17 protein-coding genes and 1 pseudogene are annotated in these 16446 nt (G+C 61.4%); 12 read left to right on the top strand and 6 right to left on the bottom strand.

Features of this window, described 5'->3' with window-relative positions:
- A complete protein-coding gene (locus AERO9A_RS14535; RefSeq protein ID WP_159972668.1) occupies positions 1-933 on the top strand; it encodes a diguanylate cyclase in 933 nt (310 codons plus the stop codon).
- A 93-nt stretch (positions 934-1026) separates the two neighbouring features.
- Here AERO9A_RS14535 and AERO9A_RS14530 read toward each other — a convergent pair whose 3' ends face one another.
- Both AERO9A_RS14530 and AERO9A_RS14525 read right to left on the bottom strand, forming a co-directional pair.
- A complete protein-coding gene (locus AERO9A_RS14530) occupies positions 1027-1395 on the bottom strand; it encodes a DUF5064 family protein (RefSeq protein WP_159972667.1) in 369 nt (122 codons plus the stop codon).
- A 79-nt stretch (positions 1396-1474) separates the two neighbouring features.
- A complete protein-coding gene (locus AERO9A_RS14525) occupies positions 1475-1792 on the bottom strand; it encodes a DUF2288 domain-containing protein (RefSeq protein ID WP_159972666.1) in 318 nt (105 codons plus the stop codon).
- Positions 1793-2085: 293 nt separating this feature from the next.
- On the opposite strand from AERO9A_RS14525, the gene AERO9A_RS14520 reads away from it, so the two are divergent.
- The 5 genes from AERO9A_RS14520 (at position 2086) to AERO9A_RS14500 (ending at position 6975) form a co-directional block, all read left to right on the top strand.
- Positions 2086-3207: a branched-chain amino acid ABC transporter substrate-binding protein gene (locus AERO9A_RS14520; RefSeq protein WP_159972665.1), complete on the top strand. Its 1122-nt coding sequence runs from the start codon at positions 2086-2088 to the stop codon at positions 3205-3207.
- 119 nt (positions 3208-3326) lie between these two features.
- Positions 3327-4250 carry a high-affinity branched-chain amino acid ABC transporter permease LivH gene (livH, locus tag AERO9A_RS14515; protein WP_159972664.1) on the top strand — a complete coding sequence of 308 codons (924 nt, stop codon included), beginning with the start codon at positions 3327-3329 and terminating at the stop codon, positions 4248-4250.
- Positions 4247-5506 carry a high-affinity branched-chain amino acid ABC transporter permease LivM gene (locus tag AERO9A_RS14510; RefSeq protein WP_159972663.1) on the top strand — a complete coding sequence of 420 codons (1260 nt, stop codon included), beginning with the start codon at positions 4247-4249 and terminating at the stop codon, positions 5504-5506. The genes livH and AERO9A_RS14510 overlap by 4 nt, the downstream gene beginning before the upstream one ends.
- Positions 5503-6270 carry a high-affinity branched-chain amino acid ABC transporter ATP-binding protein LivG gene (gene livG / locus AERO9A_RS14505; protein ID WP_159972662.1) on the top strand — a complete coding sequence of 256 codons (768 nt, stop codon included), beginning with the start codon at positions 5503-5505 and terminating at the stop codon, positions 6268-6270. Before AERO9A_RS14510 ends, livG begins: the two co-directional genes overlap by 4 nt.
- A gap of 3 nt (positions 6271-6273) precedes the next feature.
- A complete protein-coding gene (locus AERO9A_RS14500; protein WP_159972661.1) occupies positions 6274-6975 on the top strand; it encodes an ABC transporter ATP-binding protein in 702 nt (233 codons plus the stop codon).
- 201 nt (positions 6976-7176) lie between these two features.
- Here the strand turns inward: AERO9A_RS14500 and AERO9A_RS14495 are convergent, their stop codons facing one another.
- Positions 7177-7893 carry a UTRA domain-containing protein gene (locus tag AERO9A_RS14495; RefSeq protein WP_159972660.1) on the bottom strand — a complete coding sequence of 239 codons (717 nt, stop codon included), beginning with the start codon at positions 7891-7893 and terminating at the stop codon, positions 7177-7179.
- 307 nt (positions 7894-8200) lie between these two features.
- On the opposite strand from AERO9A_RS14495, the gene AERO9A_RS14490 reads away from it, so the two are divergent.
- The 6 genes from AERO9A_RS14490 to AERO9A_RS14465 all read left to right on the top strand — a co-directional run bounded on the left by AERO9A_RS14490 (position 8201) and on the right by AERO9A_RS14465 (position 13516).
- Complete coding sequence (locus AERO9A_RS14490) at positions 8201-9259, top strand: ABC transporter substrate-binding protein (protein WP_159972659.1); 1059 nt, start codon at positions 8201-8203, stop codon at positions 9257-9259.
- Between the two features lie 188 nt (positions 9260-9447).
- On the top strand, positions 9448-10254 hold the full coding sequence (locus AERO9A_RS14485; RefSeq protein ID WP_159972658.1) for an alkaline phosphatase family protein: 807 nt from the start codon (positions 9448-9450) through the stop codon (positions 10252-10254).
- Positions 10251-11096: an ABC transporter permease subunit gene (locus AERO9A_RS14480; protein ID WP_159972657.1), complete on the top strand. Its 846-nt coding sequence runs from the start codon at positions 10251-10253 to the stop codon at positions 11094-11096. Before AERO9A_RS14485 ends, AERO9A_RS14480 begins: the two co-directional genes overlap by 4 nt.
- Positions 11083-11880 (top strand): ABC transporter permease, encoded by a 798-nt coding sequence (locus tag AERO9A_RS14475; RefSeq protein WP_159972656.1) that lies wholly within the window; start codon positions 11083-11085, stop codon positions 11878-11880. Before AERO9A_RS14480 ends, AERO9A_RS14475 begins: the two co-directional genes overlap by 14 nt.
- Positions 11877-12863, top strand: a complete 987-nt coding sequence (locus tag AERO9A_RS14470) for an ABC transporter ATP-binding protein (protein WP_159972655.1) — start codon at positions 11877-11879, stop codon at positions 12861-12863. The genes AERO9A_RS14475 and AERO9A_RS14470 overlap by 4 nt, the downstream gene beginning before the upstream one ends.
- Positions 12863-13516 carry an HAD family phosphatase gene (locus AERO9A_RS14465; protein WP_159972654.1) on the top strand — a complete coding sequence of 218 codons (654 nt, stop codon included), beginning with the start codon at positions 12863-12865 and terminating at the stop codon, positions 13514-13516. Before AERO9A_RS14470 ends, AERO9A_RS14465 begins: the two co-directional genes overlap by 1 nt.
- A gap of 44 nt (positions 13517-13560) precedes the next feature.
- Here the strand turns inward: AERO9A_RS14465 and AERO9A_RS22880 are convergent, their stop codons facing one another.
- The 3 genes and pseudogenes from AERO9A_RS22880 to AERO9A_RS22870 form a co-directional block, all read right to left on the bottom strand.
- Positions 13561-14265, bottom strand: a complete 705-nt coding sequence (locus tag AERO9A_RS22880) for a methyl-accepting chemotaxis protein (RefSeq protein ID WP_372239698.1) — start codon at positions 14263-14265, stop codon at positions 13561-13563.
- 198 nt (positions 14266-14463) lie between these two features.
- Positions 14464-15348: pseudogene (locus AERO9A_RS22875) on the bottom strand (methyl-accepting chemotaxis protein); the annotation flags it as partial.
- 319 nt (positions 15349-15667) lie between these two features.
- Positions 15668-16372, bottom strand: coding sequence for a methyl-accepting chemotaxis protein (locus tag AERO9A_RS22870; protein WP_372239697.1), 705 nt, complete (start codon positions 16370-16372; stop codon positions 15668-15670).
- Positions 16373-16446 lie beyond the last annotated feature (74 nt).

Raw genomic sequence — 16446 nt, 5'->3', positions numbered from 1 at the left:
TTGGAGCGCCTGCAGACTTACCTAAACAGCCGCCCGAAACTGCTGCTTGTCGACGACCAATCACTGAATATCCGTTTGCTGCATGAGCTGTTCCGCGCTGAGTGTGACGTCTACATGGCAACCAGTGGCGAGCAGGCGCTGAAAATGAGCCGCGACCTTTTCCCGGATCTGATTCTACTCGACGTGATGATGCCTGATATGGATGGGCACGAGGTCTGTAGGCGCCTGAAGGCGGCTACAGAAACCAGCCACATTCCGGTGATTTTCGTGACCGGAAAAGGCCACGAGGATGATGAAGTTGTTGGCTTCGAGCTGGGCGCAGTGGATTACATCCGCAAGCCTTTTCACTCCGTCGTGGTGCGCGCCCGTGTACTGAATCACCTGAAGCTGAAGCTGCAAAGCGATGTACTGCGCGAAATGGCCATGCTCGATGGGCTGACCGGTATTCCCAATCGCCGCAGCTTCGATCAACGCTTCGAGATCGCCCACGCCCATGCTCGGCGCGAGCAAAACCCGCTGTCATTGCTGATGATCGATGTCGACCACTTCAAAAAGTACAACGACTTCTATGGCAACCTACGTGGCGACCAGTGCCTGCGCGATATAGCTCAGGCACTCAATGCTTCGGTACGTCGACCTCATGACCAGGCGAGCCGCTTCGGCGGTGAAGAGTTCGCCGTACTGCTGCCGGATACCGATGAAGCAGGCGCGCTGAACGTAGCGCAACAACTACAGGTGGCGATTGAGCAACTTGGCGTCGAGCATCAGGCCTCAGAGATAGCACGCAGGGTAACGCTCTCGATCGGTGCGGCAACCCTGCTACCAACCTCAATCGCCAGTCAGGAACAGCACCTGCGTTGGGCCGACGAACAACTTTATCGCGCCAAAAGCGAAGGCCGTAACCGCATCTGCACCCATACCTACAGCGCCTAATGCGCTCGATCTCCTCTTCCCCACCGCCATGTCTGCCCAGCGCTTAGGCAGCACTGGCCTCATCTGAAACGGATTAGCCCATAGCGCCTGCGTTCAAAGGCCATCTTGCTCAAGGTGGTCGAAATTCACCGCGTCACCTGGCTTGGCATGCAGTTTGGCGCGGATGTCCTCGAAGATGGCGTCGTATTCCTTATGCTCGCGCATGATCGGGCTGTGGTTGGGATGTAGGCCATGCTTGGCGACCAAGCGCGAGATCAGACTGGCGAAGTTGAAGGCCGTGTCGCGGTGCATCTCGAAGATTTCCTCGAAGACCTTGCCTTCAATTTCACCCACCAGGCGCCCATGCAGCATCAGCCCTTCCTGAGGGTCAAGGCGCACGTCGTAGTAGAAGTCGATACGGTACTCGGGCTGGCCAGCGAGGCCTGGGATATTGTCACGGTGCAAATGGCCGGGCTGGAACATCTCATGACTCCCTCATGAACCACAACAAAGAGGCGCCGAACGCTCTAGAACGAGCCTCTTCAATACTCAGCGCACCTTATCAGTGCAACGAAACAGCCGACAACCGCTCTTGAACCAACACCCAAGGCGCAACGACTACGGCCCAGAGCTGAGGCTCTCGCGCCTGCAAGCTTTCAGCCTGACTGTCTTCGAGCTTGCCCAGCACACCCTGCGCCATCCACTGCGCGACTTTAGCTTGATCATCGCTGGCAACGGCTTCGGCCACTGCGACCAAATCCTGACGACCTTCGACCCATAGCAATGCACCACGTGCAAAGAATGGCTGTAACTCCTGCCAAGTAATGGCGGCCGTTTCGCCAAGCAGCTTGGCATAGAGGGTGCTTGTTTGTTCCGTCATGGCATGCCCCGTGTCGGTTGGCGTATGGAAGCGCGCAATGATAGCGCCGACATACCCGCTGGCAAGCCGCGAGACGCTCTGCGCCCGTAACGGGACACGCCGTGTTTCTATACGTTCCTTGCAATTAAGCGACACCCCTCCTTTCGCCTCTGACTGTTAGCTTTTCAAGGCATAAATCGGCGCTCTAAACTGAACCGGTACAGTTGTCGGCGCTATGGACGGGGTTACAACCCAGTTCTGCAGCGATGGCCGCAAGAACTAAAACAACGAAAGCACAAAAAGAGTGGAGCACTATGAAAAAGGCTACTAAACAGATTTCCAAACTGTTTGCCGCAATGGCACTGGCAGGGGCGGCCAGCTATTCGATGGCAGCAGACACCATCAAGATCGCTCTGGCCGGCCCGGTTACCGGCGCGGTCGCCCAGTACGGTGAGATGCAATTCATCGGTGCCAAAATGGCCATCGAGCAGATCAACAAGGCGGGCGGCGTGAACGGTGCCCAGCTCGAAGGCGTGGTTTATGACGATGCCTGCGATCCGAAACAAGCCGTAGCCGTTGCCAATAAAATCGTCAACGATGGCGTCAAGTTCGTCGTTGGCCACCTGTGCTCCAGCTCCACTCAACCGGCCTCCGACATCTACGAAGACGAAGGCATCCTGATGATCACCGCGGCGTCCACCAGCCCGGAAATCACCGCTCGTGGCTACGAACTGGTGTTCCGCACCATCGGCCTGGACAGCCTGCAAGGCCCGACCGCCGGTAACTTCATCGCCGACCACATCAAGCCCAAGACCGTTGCCGTGATCCACGACAAGCAGCAGTACGGTGAAGGCATCGCCACTGCGGTCAAGTCGACCCTGGAAAGCAAAGGCGTGAAAGTCGCCATGTTCGAAGGCATCAATGCCGGCGACAAGGACTTCTCCGCACTGATCGCCAAGCTCAACCAGGCCGGTGTCGACTTCGTCTACTACGGCGGCTACCACCCGGAACTGGGCCTGCTGCTGCGCCAAACCAAAGAGCGCGGCCTGAACGTCAAGTTCATGGGCCCGGAAGGCGTGGGTAACAAGGAAATTTCGGCCATCGCAGGCCCTGCTTCCGAAGGCCTGCTGGTGACCCTGCCGAAATCCTTCGACCAGGATCCGAAGAACCAGGCACTGGTCGAGGCCTTCAAAGCCAAGAAGGAAGACCCGACTGGCCCGTTCGTGTTCCCAGCCTACGCCGCCGTGCAGGTCATCGCCGAAGGCATCGAGAAAGCTGGCGACACCGACACCGCTAAAGTGGCCGCAGCCCTGCGCGCCAACAGCTTCGACACCCCCACTGGCACCCTGGCCTTCGACGAGAAGGGCGATCTGAAAGACTTCAGCTTCGTGGTGTACGAGTGGCACCAGGACGGCACCAAGTCCGAAGCCAAGTAAGCTACCTGTCTGAACCCAAAGCCCACTGCGCCTTCCGCAGTGGGCTTTGTCTATTAGAAGAATTCCGGCCTCGCGCTGCGCCACAAGCGCCGCTTTACGCGCTGCCCAGGAGTTAGGCTATGCCTGATCTTTATCATTACCTGCAACAGTTGCTCAATGGCCTGACCATTGGTAGCACCTATGCCCTGATCGCCATTGGCTACACCATGGTCTACGGCATCATCGGCATGATCAACTTCGCCCACGGCGAGGTTTACATGATTGGCGCGTACGTCGCCTTTATCGTGATAACCGGCTTGGCCATGTACGGCATAGATGCCGTACCCGTGGTCATGATCGCCGCCTTCGTGGTCACCATGATCGTCACCAGCGCCTACGGTTACAGCATCGAGCGCGTGGCCTACCGCCCGCTACGCGGCGGCAACCGTCTGATTCCGCTGATCTCCGCCATCGGCATGTCGATTTTCTTGCAGAACGCCATACTGCTTTCTCAGGACTCCAAGGACAAGGCCATTCCCAACCTGCTGCCGGGCAACTTTGTGCTCGGTGAAAGCGCCGCCAATGGCGTGGTGATTTCCTATATGCAGGTGTTGATCTTCATTGTCACCTTCGTCGCCATGGTCGGGCTGACCCTGTTCATCTCCCGCTCGCGTTTGGGCCGCGCCTGCCGCGCCTGCGCCGAAGACCTGAAGATGGCCAACCTGCTGGGCATCAACACCAACAACATCATCGCCCTGACCTTCGTGATCGGCGCCGCCCTGGCCGCCATCGCCTCGGTGCTGTTGGGCATGCAATACGGCGTGATCAACCCGCACCTAGGTTTCCTCGCTGGCATCAAGGCCTTCACCGCTGCCGTGCTCGGCGGCATCGGCAGTATCCCCGGCGCCGTGCTAGGCGGCCTGGTACTGGGCGTGGCCGAAGCCTTCGGCGCCGATATCTTTGGCGATCAATACAAGGACGTGGTGGCGTTCAGCCTACTGGTGCTGGTGCTGTTGTTCCGTCCTACCGGCATCCTCGGTCGTCCGGAGGTTGAAAAGGTATGACACGCAATCTCAAATCCGCCATTTTCGGCGCCCTGCTGGTGCTGATCATGGCCTTCATGGTGCTGGGTCTGAAGCTGACCACTGTAGGCATCAGCCTGGAAGTACACGGCGCTACGCCGTTCGAGCTGTGGTGCATCGCTGGTGCCGCCGTGCTGGTGTTCGTCTGGCAACTGCTACGTGATCGCATCACTCCGACCTGGGCCAAGCGCCCCAAATTGCTGAGCGGCTCCAGCCAGCTCGGTAACGCCCTTACCCTGCCCTCCACTCAGCGCTGGATCATCCTCGCCATGCTGATGGTCGCCCTGGTCTGGCCGTTCTTCGCCAGTCGTGGCGCGGTGGACATTGCCACGCTAATCCTGATTTACGTGATGCTCGGCCTGGGTCTGAACATCGTCGTCGGTCTGGCCGGTCTGCTCGACCTAGGCTACGTCGGCTTCTACGCCGTCGGTGCCTACAGCTACGCGATCCTCTCTCACTACTTCGGCTTTGGCTTCTGGATCTGCCTACCGATTGCCGGGATGATGGCCGCACTGTTCGGCTTCCTGCTCGGTTTCCCGGTGCTGCGCCTGCGTGGTGACTACCTAGCCATCGTGACCCTGGGCTTCGGTGAGATCATCCGCATCCTGCTGCGCAACCTCACCGACCTCACCGGCGGCCCCAACGGCCTGAGCATTGCCAACGAACACAAGCCGACCCTGTTCGGTTTGTCCTTCGAGCGTCGCGTGCCGGCCGACATGCCGACCTTCCATGGCTTCTTCGACATGGCCTACAACTCGCAGTACAAGGTGGTCTTCCTCTACCTGATCGCCCTGCTGCTGGTGCTGCTGACGCTGTTTCTGGTCAACCGCCTGCTGCGCATGCCGATTGGCCGCGCCTGGGAAGCACTGCGTGAAGACGAAATCGCCTGCCGCGCGCTGGGCCTGAACCCCACCGTGATCAAGCTCTCGGCCTTCACCATCGGCGCCAGCCTGGCCGGTTTCGCTGGCAGCTTCTTCGCCGCACGCCAGGGCCTGGTAACGCCGGAGTCGTTCACCTTCATCGAGTCGGCGATGATCCTCGCCATCGTCGTGCTCGGCGGCATGGGCTCGCAGCTCGGCGTGATCCTCGCGGCCATCGTCATGGTGATGCTGCAGGAGATGCGTGAGTTGAGCGAGTACCGCATGCTGATCTTCGGCCTGGTCATGATTTTCATGATGATCTGGCGCCCGCAAGGTCTGCTGCCGATGCAACGTCCCCACCTGGAGCTGAAGCGATGAGCCGCACGATTCTCGAAGTAAGCGGCCTGACCATGCGTTTCGGCGGCCTGCTGGCCGTCAACGGGGTGGGCCTGAACGTCAAGGAAAAGCAGGTGGTGTCGATGATCGGCCCGAACGGCGCCGGCAAGACCACCGTGTTCAACTGCCTGACCGGTTTCTACCAGCCGAGTTCGGGCAGCATCCGCCTCAATGGCGAGGCCATCGAAGGCCTGCCGGGGCACAAGATCGCCCGCAAGGGCGTGGTGCGGACCTTCCAGAACGTGCGTCTGTTCAAGGACATGACTGCGGTGGAAAACCTGCTGATCGCCCAGCACCGCCACCTCAACACCAGCTACCTGGCCGGCCTGTTCAAGACGCCGAGCTTTCGCCGCAGCGAACGTGAAGCGATGGATTTTGCCGCCTACTGGCTGGAAAAGGTCAATCTGCTGGACTTCGCCAACCGCGAGGCGGGCACCCTGGCCTACGGCCAGCAACGCCGCCTGGAAATCGCCCGCTGCATGATGACGCGGCCGAGCATCCTCATGCTCGACGAGCCAGCCGCAGGCCTCAACCCACGCGAAACCGAAGACCTGAAAGAACTGATCGGCGTGCTGCGCAACGAGCACAACGTCACCGTGCTGCTGATCGAGCACGACATGAAGCTGGTGATGAGCATTTCCGACCACATTTACGTGATCAACCAGGGCACGCCCCTGGCCGACGGTACGCCGGAGCAGATCCGCAGTAACCCGGACGTGATCAAAGCCTATCTGGGGGAGGCGTAATCCATGCTCAGCTTCAATAACGTCTCCACCTTCTACGGCAAGATCCAGGCGCTGCACGATGTCAGCATCGACGTGCAGAAAGGCGAGATCGTCACCCTGATCGGTGCCAACGGCGCCGGCAAGTCGACCCTGCTGATGACCCTGTGCGGCAACCCGCGCGCCACCAGTGGCAGCATCCGTTACATGGGTGAAGAGCTGGTGGGTATGGAAACCCCGGAGATCATGCGCAAGAGCATCGCCATCGTGCCGGAAGGCCGCCGCGTGTTCGCCCGTCTGACCGTCGAGGAAAACCTGGCCATGGGCGGCTTTTTCGGCAACAAGGCGGACAATCAGGAGCAACTGGACAAGGTGCTGCACCTGTTCCCGCGCCTGAAGGAACGCTTCGCCCAACGCGCCGGCACCATGAGCGGCGGCGAGCAGCAGATGCTCGCCATCGGTCGCGCGCTGATGAGCAAGCCCAACCTGCTGCTGCTCGACGAGCCGTCGCTGGGTCTGGCGCCCATCATCATCCAGCAGATCTTCGACATCATCGAGCAACTGCGGCAGGACGGCGTGACCGTATTCCTGGTCGAGCAAAACGCCAACCAGGCGCTGAAGTTGGCCGACCGTGGCTATGTGCTGGAAAACGGCCATATCGTCATGCGCGGCAGCGGTGAAGAGCTGCTCAACGACCCGAAAGTACGCGACGCCTACCTCGGCGGTTGATCCGTAGCCGAAGTAAACCGTGGGAGGGGCTTTAGCCGCGACAAGAGCTCGCCGCTGAAGCGCCTCCCACGGTCATTTATCCTGCAACCGACTTCCCCGGATTGCATCCGGGCTACAACCTTCTACTCCGGCCCCTCGACGTCGCGGCTAAAGCCCCTCCCACTGCTGCGTCCTGTGCATGGCTGAAGCCGCTCCTACAGCCTATTCCGGCACCTCGACGCTGACGTGAATGGCGTCGTGCCGCCAGAACTCCACATCGCAATCGATGATGCGCCCATGCTGGTCGCGGTTGACCCGCGTGATGTGCAAGGCCGGGCTGCCCGGCGCCACCCGTAGGCTGGCCGCCGCTTCGACATGCAAGACACTGGGCACCATGTCGAAACGCACCCGCCCATAGTGAATGCCGTACTCGCTGGCATACAGGTCAGTCAGCGAACGGGTCAGGTCGAAGTCGAGAATGCCAGGGAAGTAAGCCGGGTTCAGGTAGTGCTCGACGTACAGCACCAAACGCCCATCGATGCGCCGTGCCCGACGTACCTGATAAACGCTGGACAGCGCCTCCAGCTCCAGGGTCTGGCATACCTGCGCCGGTGCCGGAATCAAGCGCGCGCTGAGCACTTCCGTCGCAGGTACCCGCCCCTGCCCCGCCACCATGGCATGAAAGTGCGTGCGTACCAGCGGGTTGTAGGCGATACGAGCCGGTGACACGAACCAGCCCCGGCGCTCCTCGCGGTAGATCCGTCCTTGCGCCTCCAACTGCCCAAGCGCCTCGCGCAGGGTAATACGCGTGGTTTCGAACAACTCACTGAGCTTGCGTTCGGCCGGCAATTTGCTCCCTGACGGCAGCAACCCCCGATCAATCTGCTCCTGTAACGCTCGGCAGATGGTGGTAACAGCGCGTGGCGCATCGAGACGCATCAATTGTTTCCCTATTGGACTAGTCCAGCCCCATAGCAGGGCAAAAATATGCAGCACTGATTTATGAAAAGCCTAGGCAGGCGAGATGACCATTAGATGACAGAGCAACGACAAGCATGCCGCATGCCATGCTCAAGGCCCGTAATTTCACGGCTTTGCCCTTGGTCTAGGCTGGTTTGACCCTGCATGAGGCGGCGGCCCTGTCTCCCGAGACAGGCATCGGGACATAAAACTGTCATCAAAGCCGCCTAGATTGGCTCGGGTATTGCTGATCTAGACCAACACTCACACTGCAAAGGAGTTTCCAATGAAACAACTGCTGCTGGCTTCTCTGATGGGTTCGGCCATTGCTCTGGCCACTTCCGCCATGGCTGCAGGCACCGACCTGCAAGCGCTGGAAAAAGCCGCTCGTGCCGAAGGCACGGTGAACAGCGTGGGCATGCCCGACAGTTGGGCCAACTGGAAGGACACCTGGAACGATCTGAACACCAAGTACGGTCTCAAGCACACCGACACCGACATGAGCTCGGCGCAAGAGATCGCCAAGTTCGCCGCCGAGAAGGACAACGCCACCGCCGATATCGGCGACGTCGGCGCCGCCTTCGGCCCCATCGCCGTGCAGCAGGGCGTGACCCAGCCGTACAAGCCGAGCACCTGGGAGCAGATTCCGAGCTGGGCCAAGGACAAGGACGGCCACTGGATGCTGGCCTACACCGGCTCCATCGCTTTTATCGTCAACAAGCAACTGGTCAAGGACATCCCGCATTCCTGGGCTGATCTGAAGAACGGCAAATACCGTGTCGCTATCGGTGACGTCAGCGCCGCCGCCCAAGCAGTAAACGGTGTACTGGCCGCCGCCATCGCCAACGGTGGTGACGAGAAGAACATCCAGCCGGGTCTGGACTTCTTCGCTGCCATCGCCGAACAGGGCCGCCTGTCGCTGTCCAACCCGAACATCCAGACCCTGGAAAAAGGTGAAGTGGAAGTCGGCGTGGTGTGGGACTTCAACGGCCTGTCCTACCGCGACCAGATCGACCCGAGCCGCTTCGAGGTGCTGATCCCGTCCGATGGTTCGGTGATTTCCGGTTACACCACCATCATCAACAAGTACGCCAAGAACCCCAACGCGGCCAAGCTGGCGCGTGAGTACATCCTCTCCGACGCCGGCCAGATCAATCTGGCCAAGGGCAATGCCCGGCCGATCCGCGCCGAGCACCTGACCCTGCCAGCCGAAGTCAAAGCCAAGCTGCTGCCTAACGAGCAGTACGCCAAGGTTCAGCCGATCAAGGACGCCGCTGCCTGGGAAGCCACTTCCAAGGCACTGCCGCAACTGTGGCAGGAGAACGTGATCATCAATATGGAATAACCCACGCTCGGTGGGAGGCGCTTCAGCGGCGACAGTCGCGGCTAAAGCCCCTCCCACAAGCCGTAGGAGCGCGTAGGGTGGACCGGGGCGCGTAGCTGACGCTTCATCCGTCCACCTTGTCATTTCGGCGCTTGCCCATGCGGCGGATCGATGAAGCGCGATCCGCCCTACGATTTTTAGGACATCCCATGCCTTCCAAGGTCATCCTCGTCGTGCTCGACGGCCTTAGCCACTCGGTCGCGCAACACGCCATGGGCCATCTGCACGCCTGGTGCGACGCCGGGCGCGCGGCTTTTTACCGCCTCGACTGCGAACTGCCGGCGCTGTCGCGCCCGCTCTACGAGGCCATCCTCACGGGCGTGCGCCCCATCGACAGTGGCATCGTGCATAACGACGTCTCACGCCTGTCGCGCGAGCGCAGCATTTTTCACTACGCCCGCGACGCCGGGCTGAACACTGCGGCAGCGGCCTATCACTGGGTCAGCGAGCTGTACAACCGCTCGCCCTTCGTTGCTGTGCGCGACCGCCACACCTGTGATGAGTCGCAGCCGATCCAGTACGGCCACTTCTATTACGCCGACCATTACCCGGACTCGCACCTGTTCGTCGACGCCGAAAGCTTGCGCCTGCAGCACGCGCCCGACCTGCTGCTGGTGCACCCTATGAATATCGACGACGCCGGCCACAAGCACGGCCTGGACAGCGCCCAATACCGCAACGCCGCGCGCACGGCTGACGTGTTACTGGCCGACCACCTGCAGAACTGGGTCGATGCCGGCTATCAGGTGCTAGTCACTGCCGACCACGGCATGAACGTCGACCGTTCGCACAACGGCCTGCTGCCGGAAGAGCGCCAGGTGCCACTGTTCGTCATCGGCGATGCCTTCAGCCTCGATGCCAGTGCGCGCCCACGCCAGCTCGAACTGTGCGGCAGCATCTGCCAGTTGCTCGGCGTGCCCCACGACAAACCCTACTGCGCGGAGTTGCTGAAATGAGCGCACCCTCCTCTGTGCGGCGCTGGTTGCCGCTGCTATGCGTGCTGCCCTTCGCTGCGTTCTTTCTCGTATTCCAGGTGGCGCCGCTGGTATGGGTGGCGATCAACAGCCTGAACAGCCCCACAGGCTGGGGCCTGGGTAATTTCGAGAAGATCTTCGCCTCCAAGTTTTACCTGCAGGCAATCAAGCACAGCCTGGAGATCGCCTTCTGGTCGAGCCTGTTCGGCATGGCCATCGCCATCCTCGGTAGCTACTCGCTGCGCCAGGTGGATTCGAAGCTGCGCGATTTCGTCATCGCCTTCTCCAACATGACCAGCAACTTTTCCGGGGTGCCGCTGGCCTTCGCCTTCATCATCCAGCTCGGCTTCAACGGCGCGCTAACCCTGCTGCTGATCCAACTCGGCCTGATCGAGAGCTTCAACCTCTACTCGAAAAACGGCCTGATCGTGCTCTACACCTACTTCCAGATTCCCCTCGGCGTGCTGCTGCTCTACCCGGCGTTCGACGCCCTGCGTCAGGACTGGCGCGAGTCCGCCGCACTGCTCGGCGCAGGCACCTGGGACTTCTGGCGACACATCGGCCTGCCGGTGCTGACGCCTGCGCTGCTCGGCACCTTCGTCATCCTGCTGGCCAACGCCCTGGGCGCCTACGCCACGGTGTACTACCTGACCACCGGCAACTTCAACGTGCTGCCCATCCGCATCGCGGCGATGGTTTCCGGTGATATTTCGCTGGACCCGAACCTGGCCAGCGCCCTGTCGATGATCCTGGTCGGGCTGATGGTGCTGATCACCGTCGTCCACCAACTGCTGCTGAAAAGGAGCCGGCATGTCACGCGCTGATACCACCACCGCCAGCCTCTACCACCACATCGTGGTCTGGCTGCTGTTTCTCATCCTGCTGCTGCCCCTGGCCGGCACCCTGCTCTACTCGCTGTCCACCAGTTGGTCGGCGACCATCCTGCCGGACGGCCTGACCCTCAAGTGGTACGCCGCACTGTGGAGTGACGAGCGCTTCCTGCGTGCCTTCGGCCAGTCGCTGCTGGTGTGCTTCGGCGCCCTGGCGCTGTCGGTGGTGTTGATCCTGCCGCTGATGTTCGTGGTGCATTACCACTTCCCCAAACTCGACACGCTGATGAACGTGCTGATCCTGTTACCGTTTGCCGTGCCGCCGGTGGTGTCTTCGGTGGGCCTGCTGCAACTCTATGGTTCCGGCCCGCTGGCGATGACCGGCACGCCGTGGATTCTGCTCGGCTGCTACTTCACCATCGCCCTGCCGTTCATGTACCGCGCCATCGCCAACAACCTGCAGGCGATCAACCTGCGCGACCTGATGGATGCTGCCCACTTGCTCGGCGCCAGCACCTGGCAAGCGGCCTTCCTGGTGGTGCTGCCAAACCTGCGCAAGGGCCTGATGGTGTCGTTGTTTTTGTCGTTCAGTTTTCTGTTCGGCGAGTTCGTCTTCGCCAACATGCTGGTCGGCACCCGCTACGAGACGCTGCAGGTGTACCTGAACAACATGCGTAACAGCAGCGGCCACTTCAACAGTGCGCTGGTGATTTCCTACTTCTTCTTCGTCCTGGTGTTCACCTGGGCGGCCAACCGTTTGAACAGGGACAAGGCATGAGTTTTCTGAGCATCCAGAACCTGCATAAAAGCTACGGCGACACCCGTATCTTCAGCGACATCAACTGCGAAATCAGCCAAGGCGAGTTCGTCACCCTGCTCGGCCCCTCCGGCTGCGGCAAGTCCACCCTGCTGCGCTGCATCGCCGGGCTGACCGGTGTAGACGGCGGCCAGATTCTCCTCGACGGCCAGGATCTGGTGCCGCTGACGCCACAAAAGCGCGGCATCGGCATGGTGTTCCAGAGCTATGCGCTGTTCCCCAACATGAGCGTGGCGCAGAACGTCGCCTTTGGTCTGCGCATGCAAAAGGTGGCCAAGGCCGAGAGCGAAAAGCGTGTGCAGGAAGCGCTGGAGATGGTCGAGCTGGGCGACTTCGCCGCGCGCTACCCGCACCAGCTCTCCGGCGGCCAGTGCCAGCGCGTGGCCCTGGCCCGCTCGCTGGTCACCCGTCCGCGCCTGCTGCTGCTCGACGAGCCGCTGTCGGCCCTCGATGCACGCATCCGCAAGCACCTGCGCGAACAGATCCGCGCCATCCAGCAGGAGCTGAACCTGACTACCATCTTCGTCACCCACGATCAGGAAGAGGCGCTGACCATGAGCGACCGTATCTTCCTGATGAATGCCGGCCAGATCGTCCAGAGCGGCGACGCCGAAACCCTCTACACCGCCCCGGTGGATGCCTTCGCTGCCGGCTTCATCGGCAACTACAACCTGCTCGACGCCGACGCCGCCAGCCGCCTGCTCGGCCAGCCGGTGGCCTCACGCGTGGCCATCCGCCCGGAAGCCATTGCCTTCACCACGAGCGGTATTACCGCGCAGATCCTCAGCCACAGCCTGCTGGGCAACGTCATCCGCTACCGCGTCGAGGCCCAAGGCTGCCAGTTGCTGGTCGACGTGCTCAACCGCTCGGCATCCGACCTCTACCCCAACGGCCAGATGATCAACCTGCAGATCGACGCAAGCGCGATCCGGGAGGTGGCGTGATGGCCCTGGCGATCTTCGATCTCGACGAAACCCTGATCCATGGCGACTGCGCCAGCCTGTGGACGGCGGAAATGGTGAAGATCGGCTGGGCCGATGGTGAGTCCTTCCTCGCCCGCGAGCAGGAGCTGATGCGCCAGTACGCCGCCGGCACCCTGGCCATGGAGGACTACATGGCCTTCACCCTGTCGCCGCTGGTTGGCCGAACACCCGAAGAGGTCGCCCATGTGGTCGAGCCCTTCGTCGAGGATGTGATCGAGCCGATCTTCTACACCGACGCCAGCCACTGCCTGGCCGCGCACCGTCAGGCCAGCGACCGCCTGCTGGTGATTTCCGCCTCGGCGCATTTTCTGGTCAGCGCCATCGCTGAACGCTTCGGCATCGACGAGGTACTGGCCATCGATCTGGAGCAGCAGCACGGTTTTTACACCGGGCGTACCGAGGGCGTGTTGACCTACCGCGAAGGTAAGGTGACACGCCTGAACGCCTGGCTCGCCGAGCAGGGCGAAAGCCTGGCTGGAGCCAGCTTCTACTCCGACTCGCGCAACGACCTGCCGCTGCTGCAATTGGTGGAGAAGCCGTTCACGGTCAACCCCGACCCGGTGCTGCGCGCTCACGCCGAGCAGGCCGGCTGGCCGGTTCTGAGCTGGCGGTGAATCGCCGCGATCAGATGTAGGGCGGGTGAAACCCGCCACTCTGCTTACAGACGGAAACGACTGACCAACGCCTGCAGGTGCCCACCGAGGCGCGCCAACTCGGCGCTGGAGGCGGCGGTTTCCTCGCTGGCACCGGCGGTCTGCTCGGAGATATCGCGCACGCTGATCACGCTGCGGCTGATCTCTTCGGCCACCGCGCTCTGCTCCTCGGCAGCGGCAGCGATCTGCTGGTTCATCGACTGGATGTTGGACACAGCCTGGGTGATGCTGGCCAGCGAGCTACCGGCCTGACGACTCAGCTCCACGCTGCTGTCGGTGATGTCGCGGCTGGCGCGCATAGTTGCGGCAACCTGTTGCGTGCCGCTCTGCAGGCCGGCGATCAGTGCTTCGATTTCCTCGGTGGATTTCTGCGTACGCTGCGCCAGGCCGCGTACCTCGTCCGCCACCACGGCAAAACCACGGCCGGCCTCACCGGCACGCGCCGCTTCGATGGCGGCATTGAGCGCCAGCAGATTAGTCTGCTCGGCCACCGACTTGATCACGTCCATCACGCTGCCGATCTTGTCGCTCTCCTTCTGCAGGCCGGTCATGGCCTCGGAAGAACGCGCCACTTCATTGGCCAGACGCTCGATCTGCGCAACCACCTGATTCACCACCTGGTTGCCCTGGCGTGCCTCGCCGTCAGCAGCGGTGGCGGCATGCGCGGCCTGTTCGGCGTTCTGCGCCACCTCCTGCACGGTAGCCGACATTTCATGCATGGCGGTGGCCACCTGATCGGTTTCCTGACGCTGGTGGTTGGCACCAGCACTGGTCTGCTCGGTAACAGCCGACAATTGCTCGGCAGCGCTGGCGATCTGCGCCACGCCATCGCGAATGCCGCCAATTAGCTCGCGCAGGGTACTGGCCATCTGGGCGATGCCCTGCTGCAGCAGGCCTAACTCGTCGCGGCGATTTACTTGTGCCGTATCGGTCAGGTCGCCATCGGTGATACGCCGCACGGCGCCGAGAGTATCCTGCAAAGGCTGAGTGATCTGCCGGGTGATCAACCACGCCGCCAACACACCGAACAGCACCGCCAGGAGCACGGCGATAATCTGCCAGGTGCGCGCCTGACTGCTTTCGACGGCCATACGCTCGGTCTGGAACGCATACAAGGCATCACTGATACGCACGATCTCGCGCTGCTGATCGGTCATTTCCTGGCGCGTAAGGGCAATGTCCTGAGTGGCCTGCTTGAGTGCCTGCAGGGCTTCGCTATAGCTGCCGAGCAGCACCTCGATCTGCGCAACATCATTGCCACGCGAGGCATCAAAAGCCTCACGCAGCGGTGCCAACGAGTCACGCGCCGTAGCCAGACCGGCCACCAGTGTCTGCTCGTTATTGCTATCCGGGTTGTTGTCATAACGCTCAAGCAGGTAACGCACGCTGAGCAGCGCGCCCTGCGCCTGGCTCAACACCTGCAACTGAGTGAAGCGACGACCATCGTACTCGGGCAAAAACTGCACGCCGCGCAGCATCTTGGTCAGCACTTGATCGAGTTGCTGCGCTGCACCGGCAACGCGACTGCGAGCCCGCTCAGCAGAGCTGTAGGCCATACGCATCCCCTCTAAGGACTGCCGATAGGCCTGGTTATAGCCGTCCTGCTCACGCAGCAACTTGACGTTGACCGGATTAACAAAAGTGTCCAACAACTTCTTCTGCTGTTTCAGGTAAACATCCAGGCTCCCAAGCAGGCGCTCGGTGCTGGGGGCATCGCCGTTGGCCAGCATGAACTGCAGGCGCGCGACGCGCAGGGTGGTGAGGGTATTGTTGAGCTGAGCGATTTCGCTCATCCAGGTACTGCGGGTAATGACGCTGCCGAGACTGCTCCAGGCAACCCAGGCAAGTGCCAAAGTCAAAGCCAAAACCAGTCCAAAACCTAAGGCCAACTTGCGGGTAACGCTAAGGTTGGCGAACCACGAATGCATGAACAACCTCCACGAAGGGATGAGGGACGCTGGAGAGTTGTTCGTCCTTGAAACCAGCAGGACACTTGATGACGCAAGCCTTGCCATACGAGGCACAGCCATTTGTCGACCCGGTCAGAAAATAAGGTTGCTGATGGCTTTAGCGGTGCCCAGGTGTGGCACTGGCCACACCTGGGCGAACGGGTCAGACGCGGAAACGATTGACCAATGACTGCAGATGCCCCCCCAGGCGCGCCAGCTCCACCGAACTGGCGGCAGTTTCTTCGCTGGCCTCGGCGGTCTGTTCAGCGACATCGCGCACGCTGACCACACTGCGACCGATTTCCTCCGCTACGGCGCCTTGCTGCTCGGCCGCGGCGGCGATCTGCTGGTTCATCGACTGGATGTTGGAGACCTTCTGGTTGATCACCACCAGTGCCTCACCCGCCTTGCGCGCCAGACCAACACTGCCCTCGGTCAGACTGCGGCTTTCCTGCAGCACATTAGCCACCTGCTGCGTGCCACGCTGTAGGGCACCGATCAGGGTTTCGATTTCCTCGGTGGACTGCTGAGTACGCCGCGCCAGGTTACGCACTTCGTCAGCCACCACGGCAAAACCGCGCCCGGCCTCACCCGCCCGCGCCGCCTCGATGGCAGCATTGAGCGCCAGCAGGTTGGTTTGATCAGCCACCGCCTTGATCACATCCATCACGCTGCCGATCTTCTCGCTTTCACGTTGCAGCAAGTCCATGGCCTCGGTGGAGCGCACCATCTCACCGGCCAAGGATTCGATCTGGCCAACAGCCTCGACTACCACCGCGCTTCCTTGACGCGCCTCAGCATCGGCATCACTGGCAGCATGCGAAGCTTGCTCGGCATTATGGGCGACCTCGTGAACAGTGGCCGCCATCTCCTGCATCGCGGTTGCCACCTGATCGGTTTCGAGCTTCTGGCTGTTAACCCCGGCACTGGTCTGCTCGGTCA

The sequence above is a fragment of the Pseudomonas sp. 8Z genome, assembly GCF_902506535.1.
GTDB lineage: Bacteria > Pseudomonadota > Gammaproteobacteria > Pseudomonadales > Pseudomonadaceae > Aquipseudomonas.
This window is presented reverse-complemented; position numbering and strand designations above follow the sequence as displayed.

Coding starts and splice junctions, on each gene's coding strand:
- AERO9A_RS14530 (WP_159972667.1), bottom strand. CDS start 1,395: ATGTTCCAGCCCGGCCATTTGCACCGTGACAATATCCCAGGCCTCGCT.
- AERO9A_RS14525 (WP_159972666.1), bottom strand. CDS start 1,792: ATGACGGAACAAACAAGCACCCTCTATGCCAAGCTGCTTGGCGAAACG.
- AERO9A_RS14520 (WP_159972665.1), top strand. CDS start 2,086: ATGAAAAAGGCTACTAAACAGATTTCCAAACTGTTTGCCGCAATGGCA.
- livH (WP_159972664.1), top strand. CDS start 3,327: ATGCCTGATCTTTATCATTACCTGCAACAGTTGCTCAATGGCCTGACC.
- AERO9A_RS14510 (WP_159972663.1), top strand. CDS start 4,247: ATGACACGCAATCTCAAATCCGCCATTTTCGGCGCCCTGCTGGTGCTG.
- livG (WP_159972662.1), top strand. CDS start 5,503: ATGAGCCGCACGATTCTCGAAGTAAGCGGCCTGACCATGCGTTTCGGC.
- AERO9A_RS14500 (WP_159972661.1), top strand. CDS start 6,274: ATGCTCAGCTTCAATAACGTCTCCACCTTCTACGGCAAGATCCAGGCG.
- AERO9A_RS14495 (WP_159972660.1), bottom strand. CDS start 7,893: ATGCGTCTCGATGCGCCACGCGCTGTTACCACCATCTGCCGAGCGTTA.
- AERO9A_RS14490 (WP_159972659.1), top strand. CDS start 8,201: ATGAAACAACTGCTGCTGGCTTCTCTGATGGGTTCGGCCATTGCTCTG.
- AERO9A_RS14485 (WP_159972658.1), top strand. CDS start 9,448: ATGCCTTCCAAGGTCATCCTCGTCGTGCTCGACGGCCTTAGCCACTCG.
- AERO9A_RS14480 (WP_159972657.1), top strand. CDS start 10,251: ATGAGCGCACCCTCCTCTGTGCGGCGCTGGTTGCCGCTGCTATGCGTG.
- AERO9A_RS14475 (WP_159972656.1), top strand. CDS start 11,083: ATGTCACGCGCTGATACCACCACCGCCAGCCTCTACCACCACATCGTG.
- AERO9A_RS14470 (WP_159972655.1), top strand. CDS start 11,877: ATGAGTTTTCTGAGCATCCAGAACCTGCATAAAAGCTACGGCGACACC.
- AERO9A_RS14465 (WP_159972654.1), top strand. CDS start 12,863: ATGGCCCTGGCGATCTTCGATCTCGACGAAACCCTGATCCATGGCGAC.
- AERO9A_RS22880 (WP_372239698.1), bottom strand. CDS start 14,265: ATGTCGGCTACCGTGCAGGAGGTGGCGCAGAACGCCGAACAGGCCGCG.
- AERO9A_RS22870 (WP_372239697.1), bottom strand. CDS start 16,372: ATGGCGGCCACTGTTCACGAGGTCGCCCATAATGCCGAGCAAGCTTCG.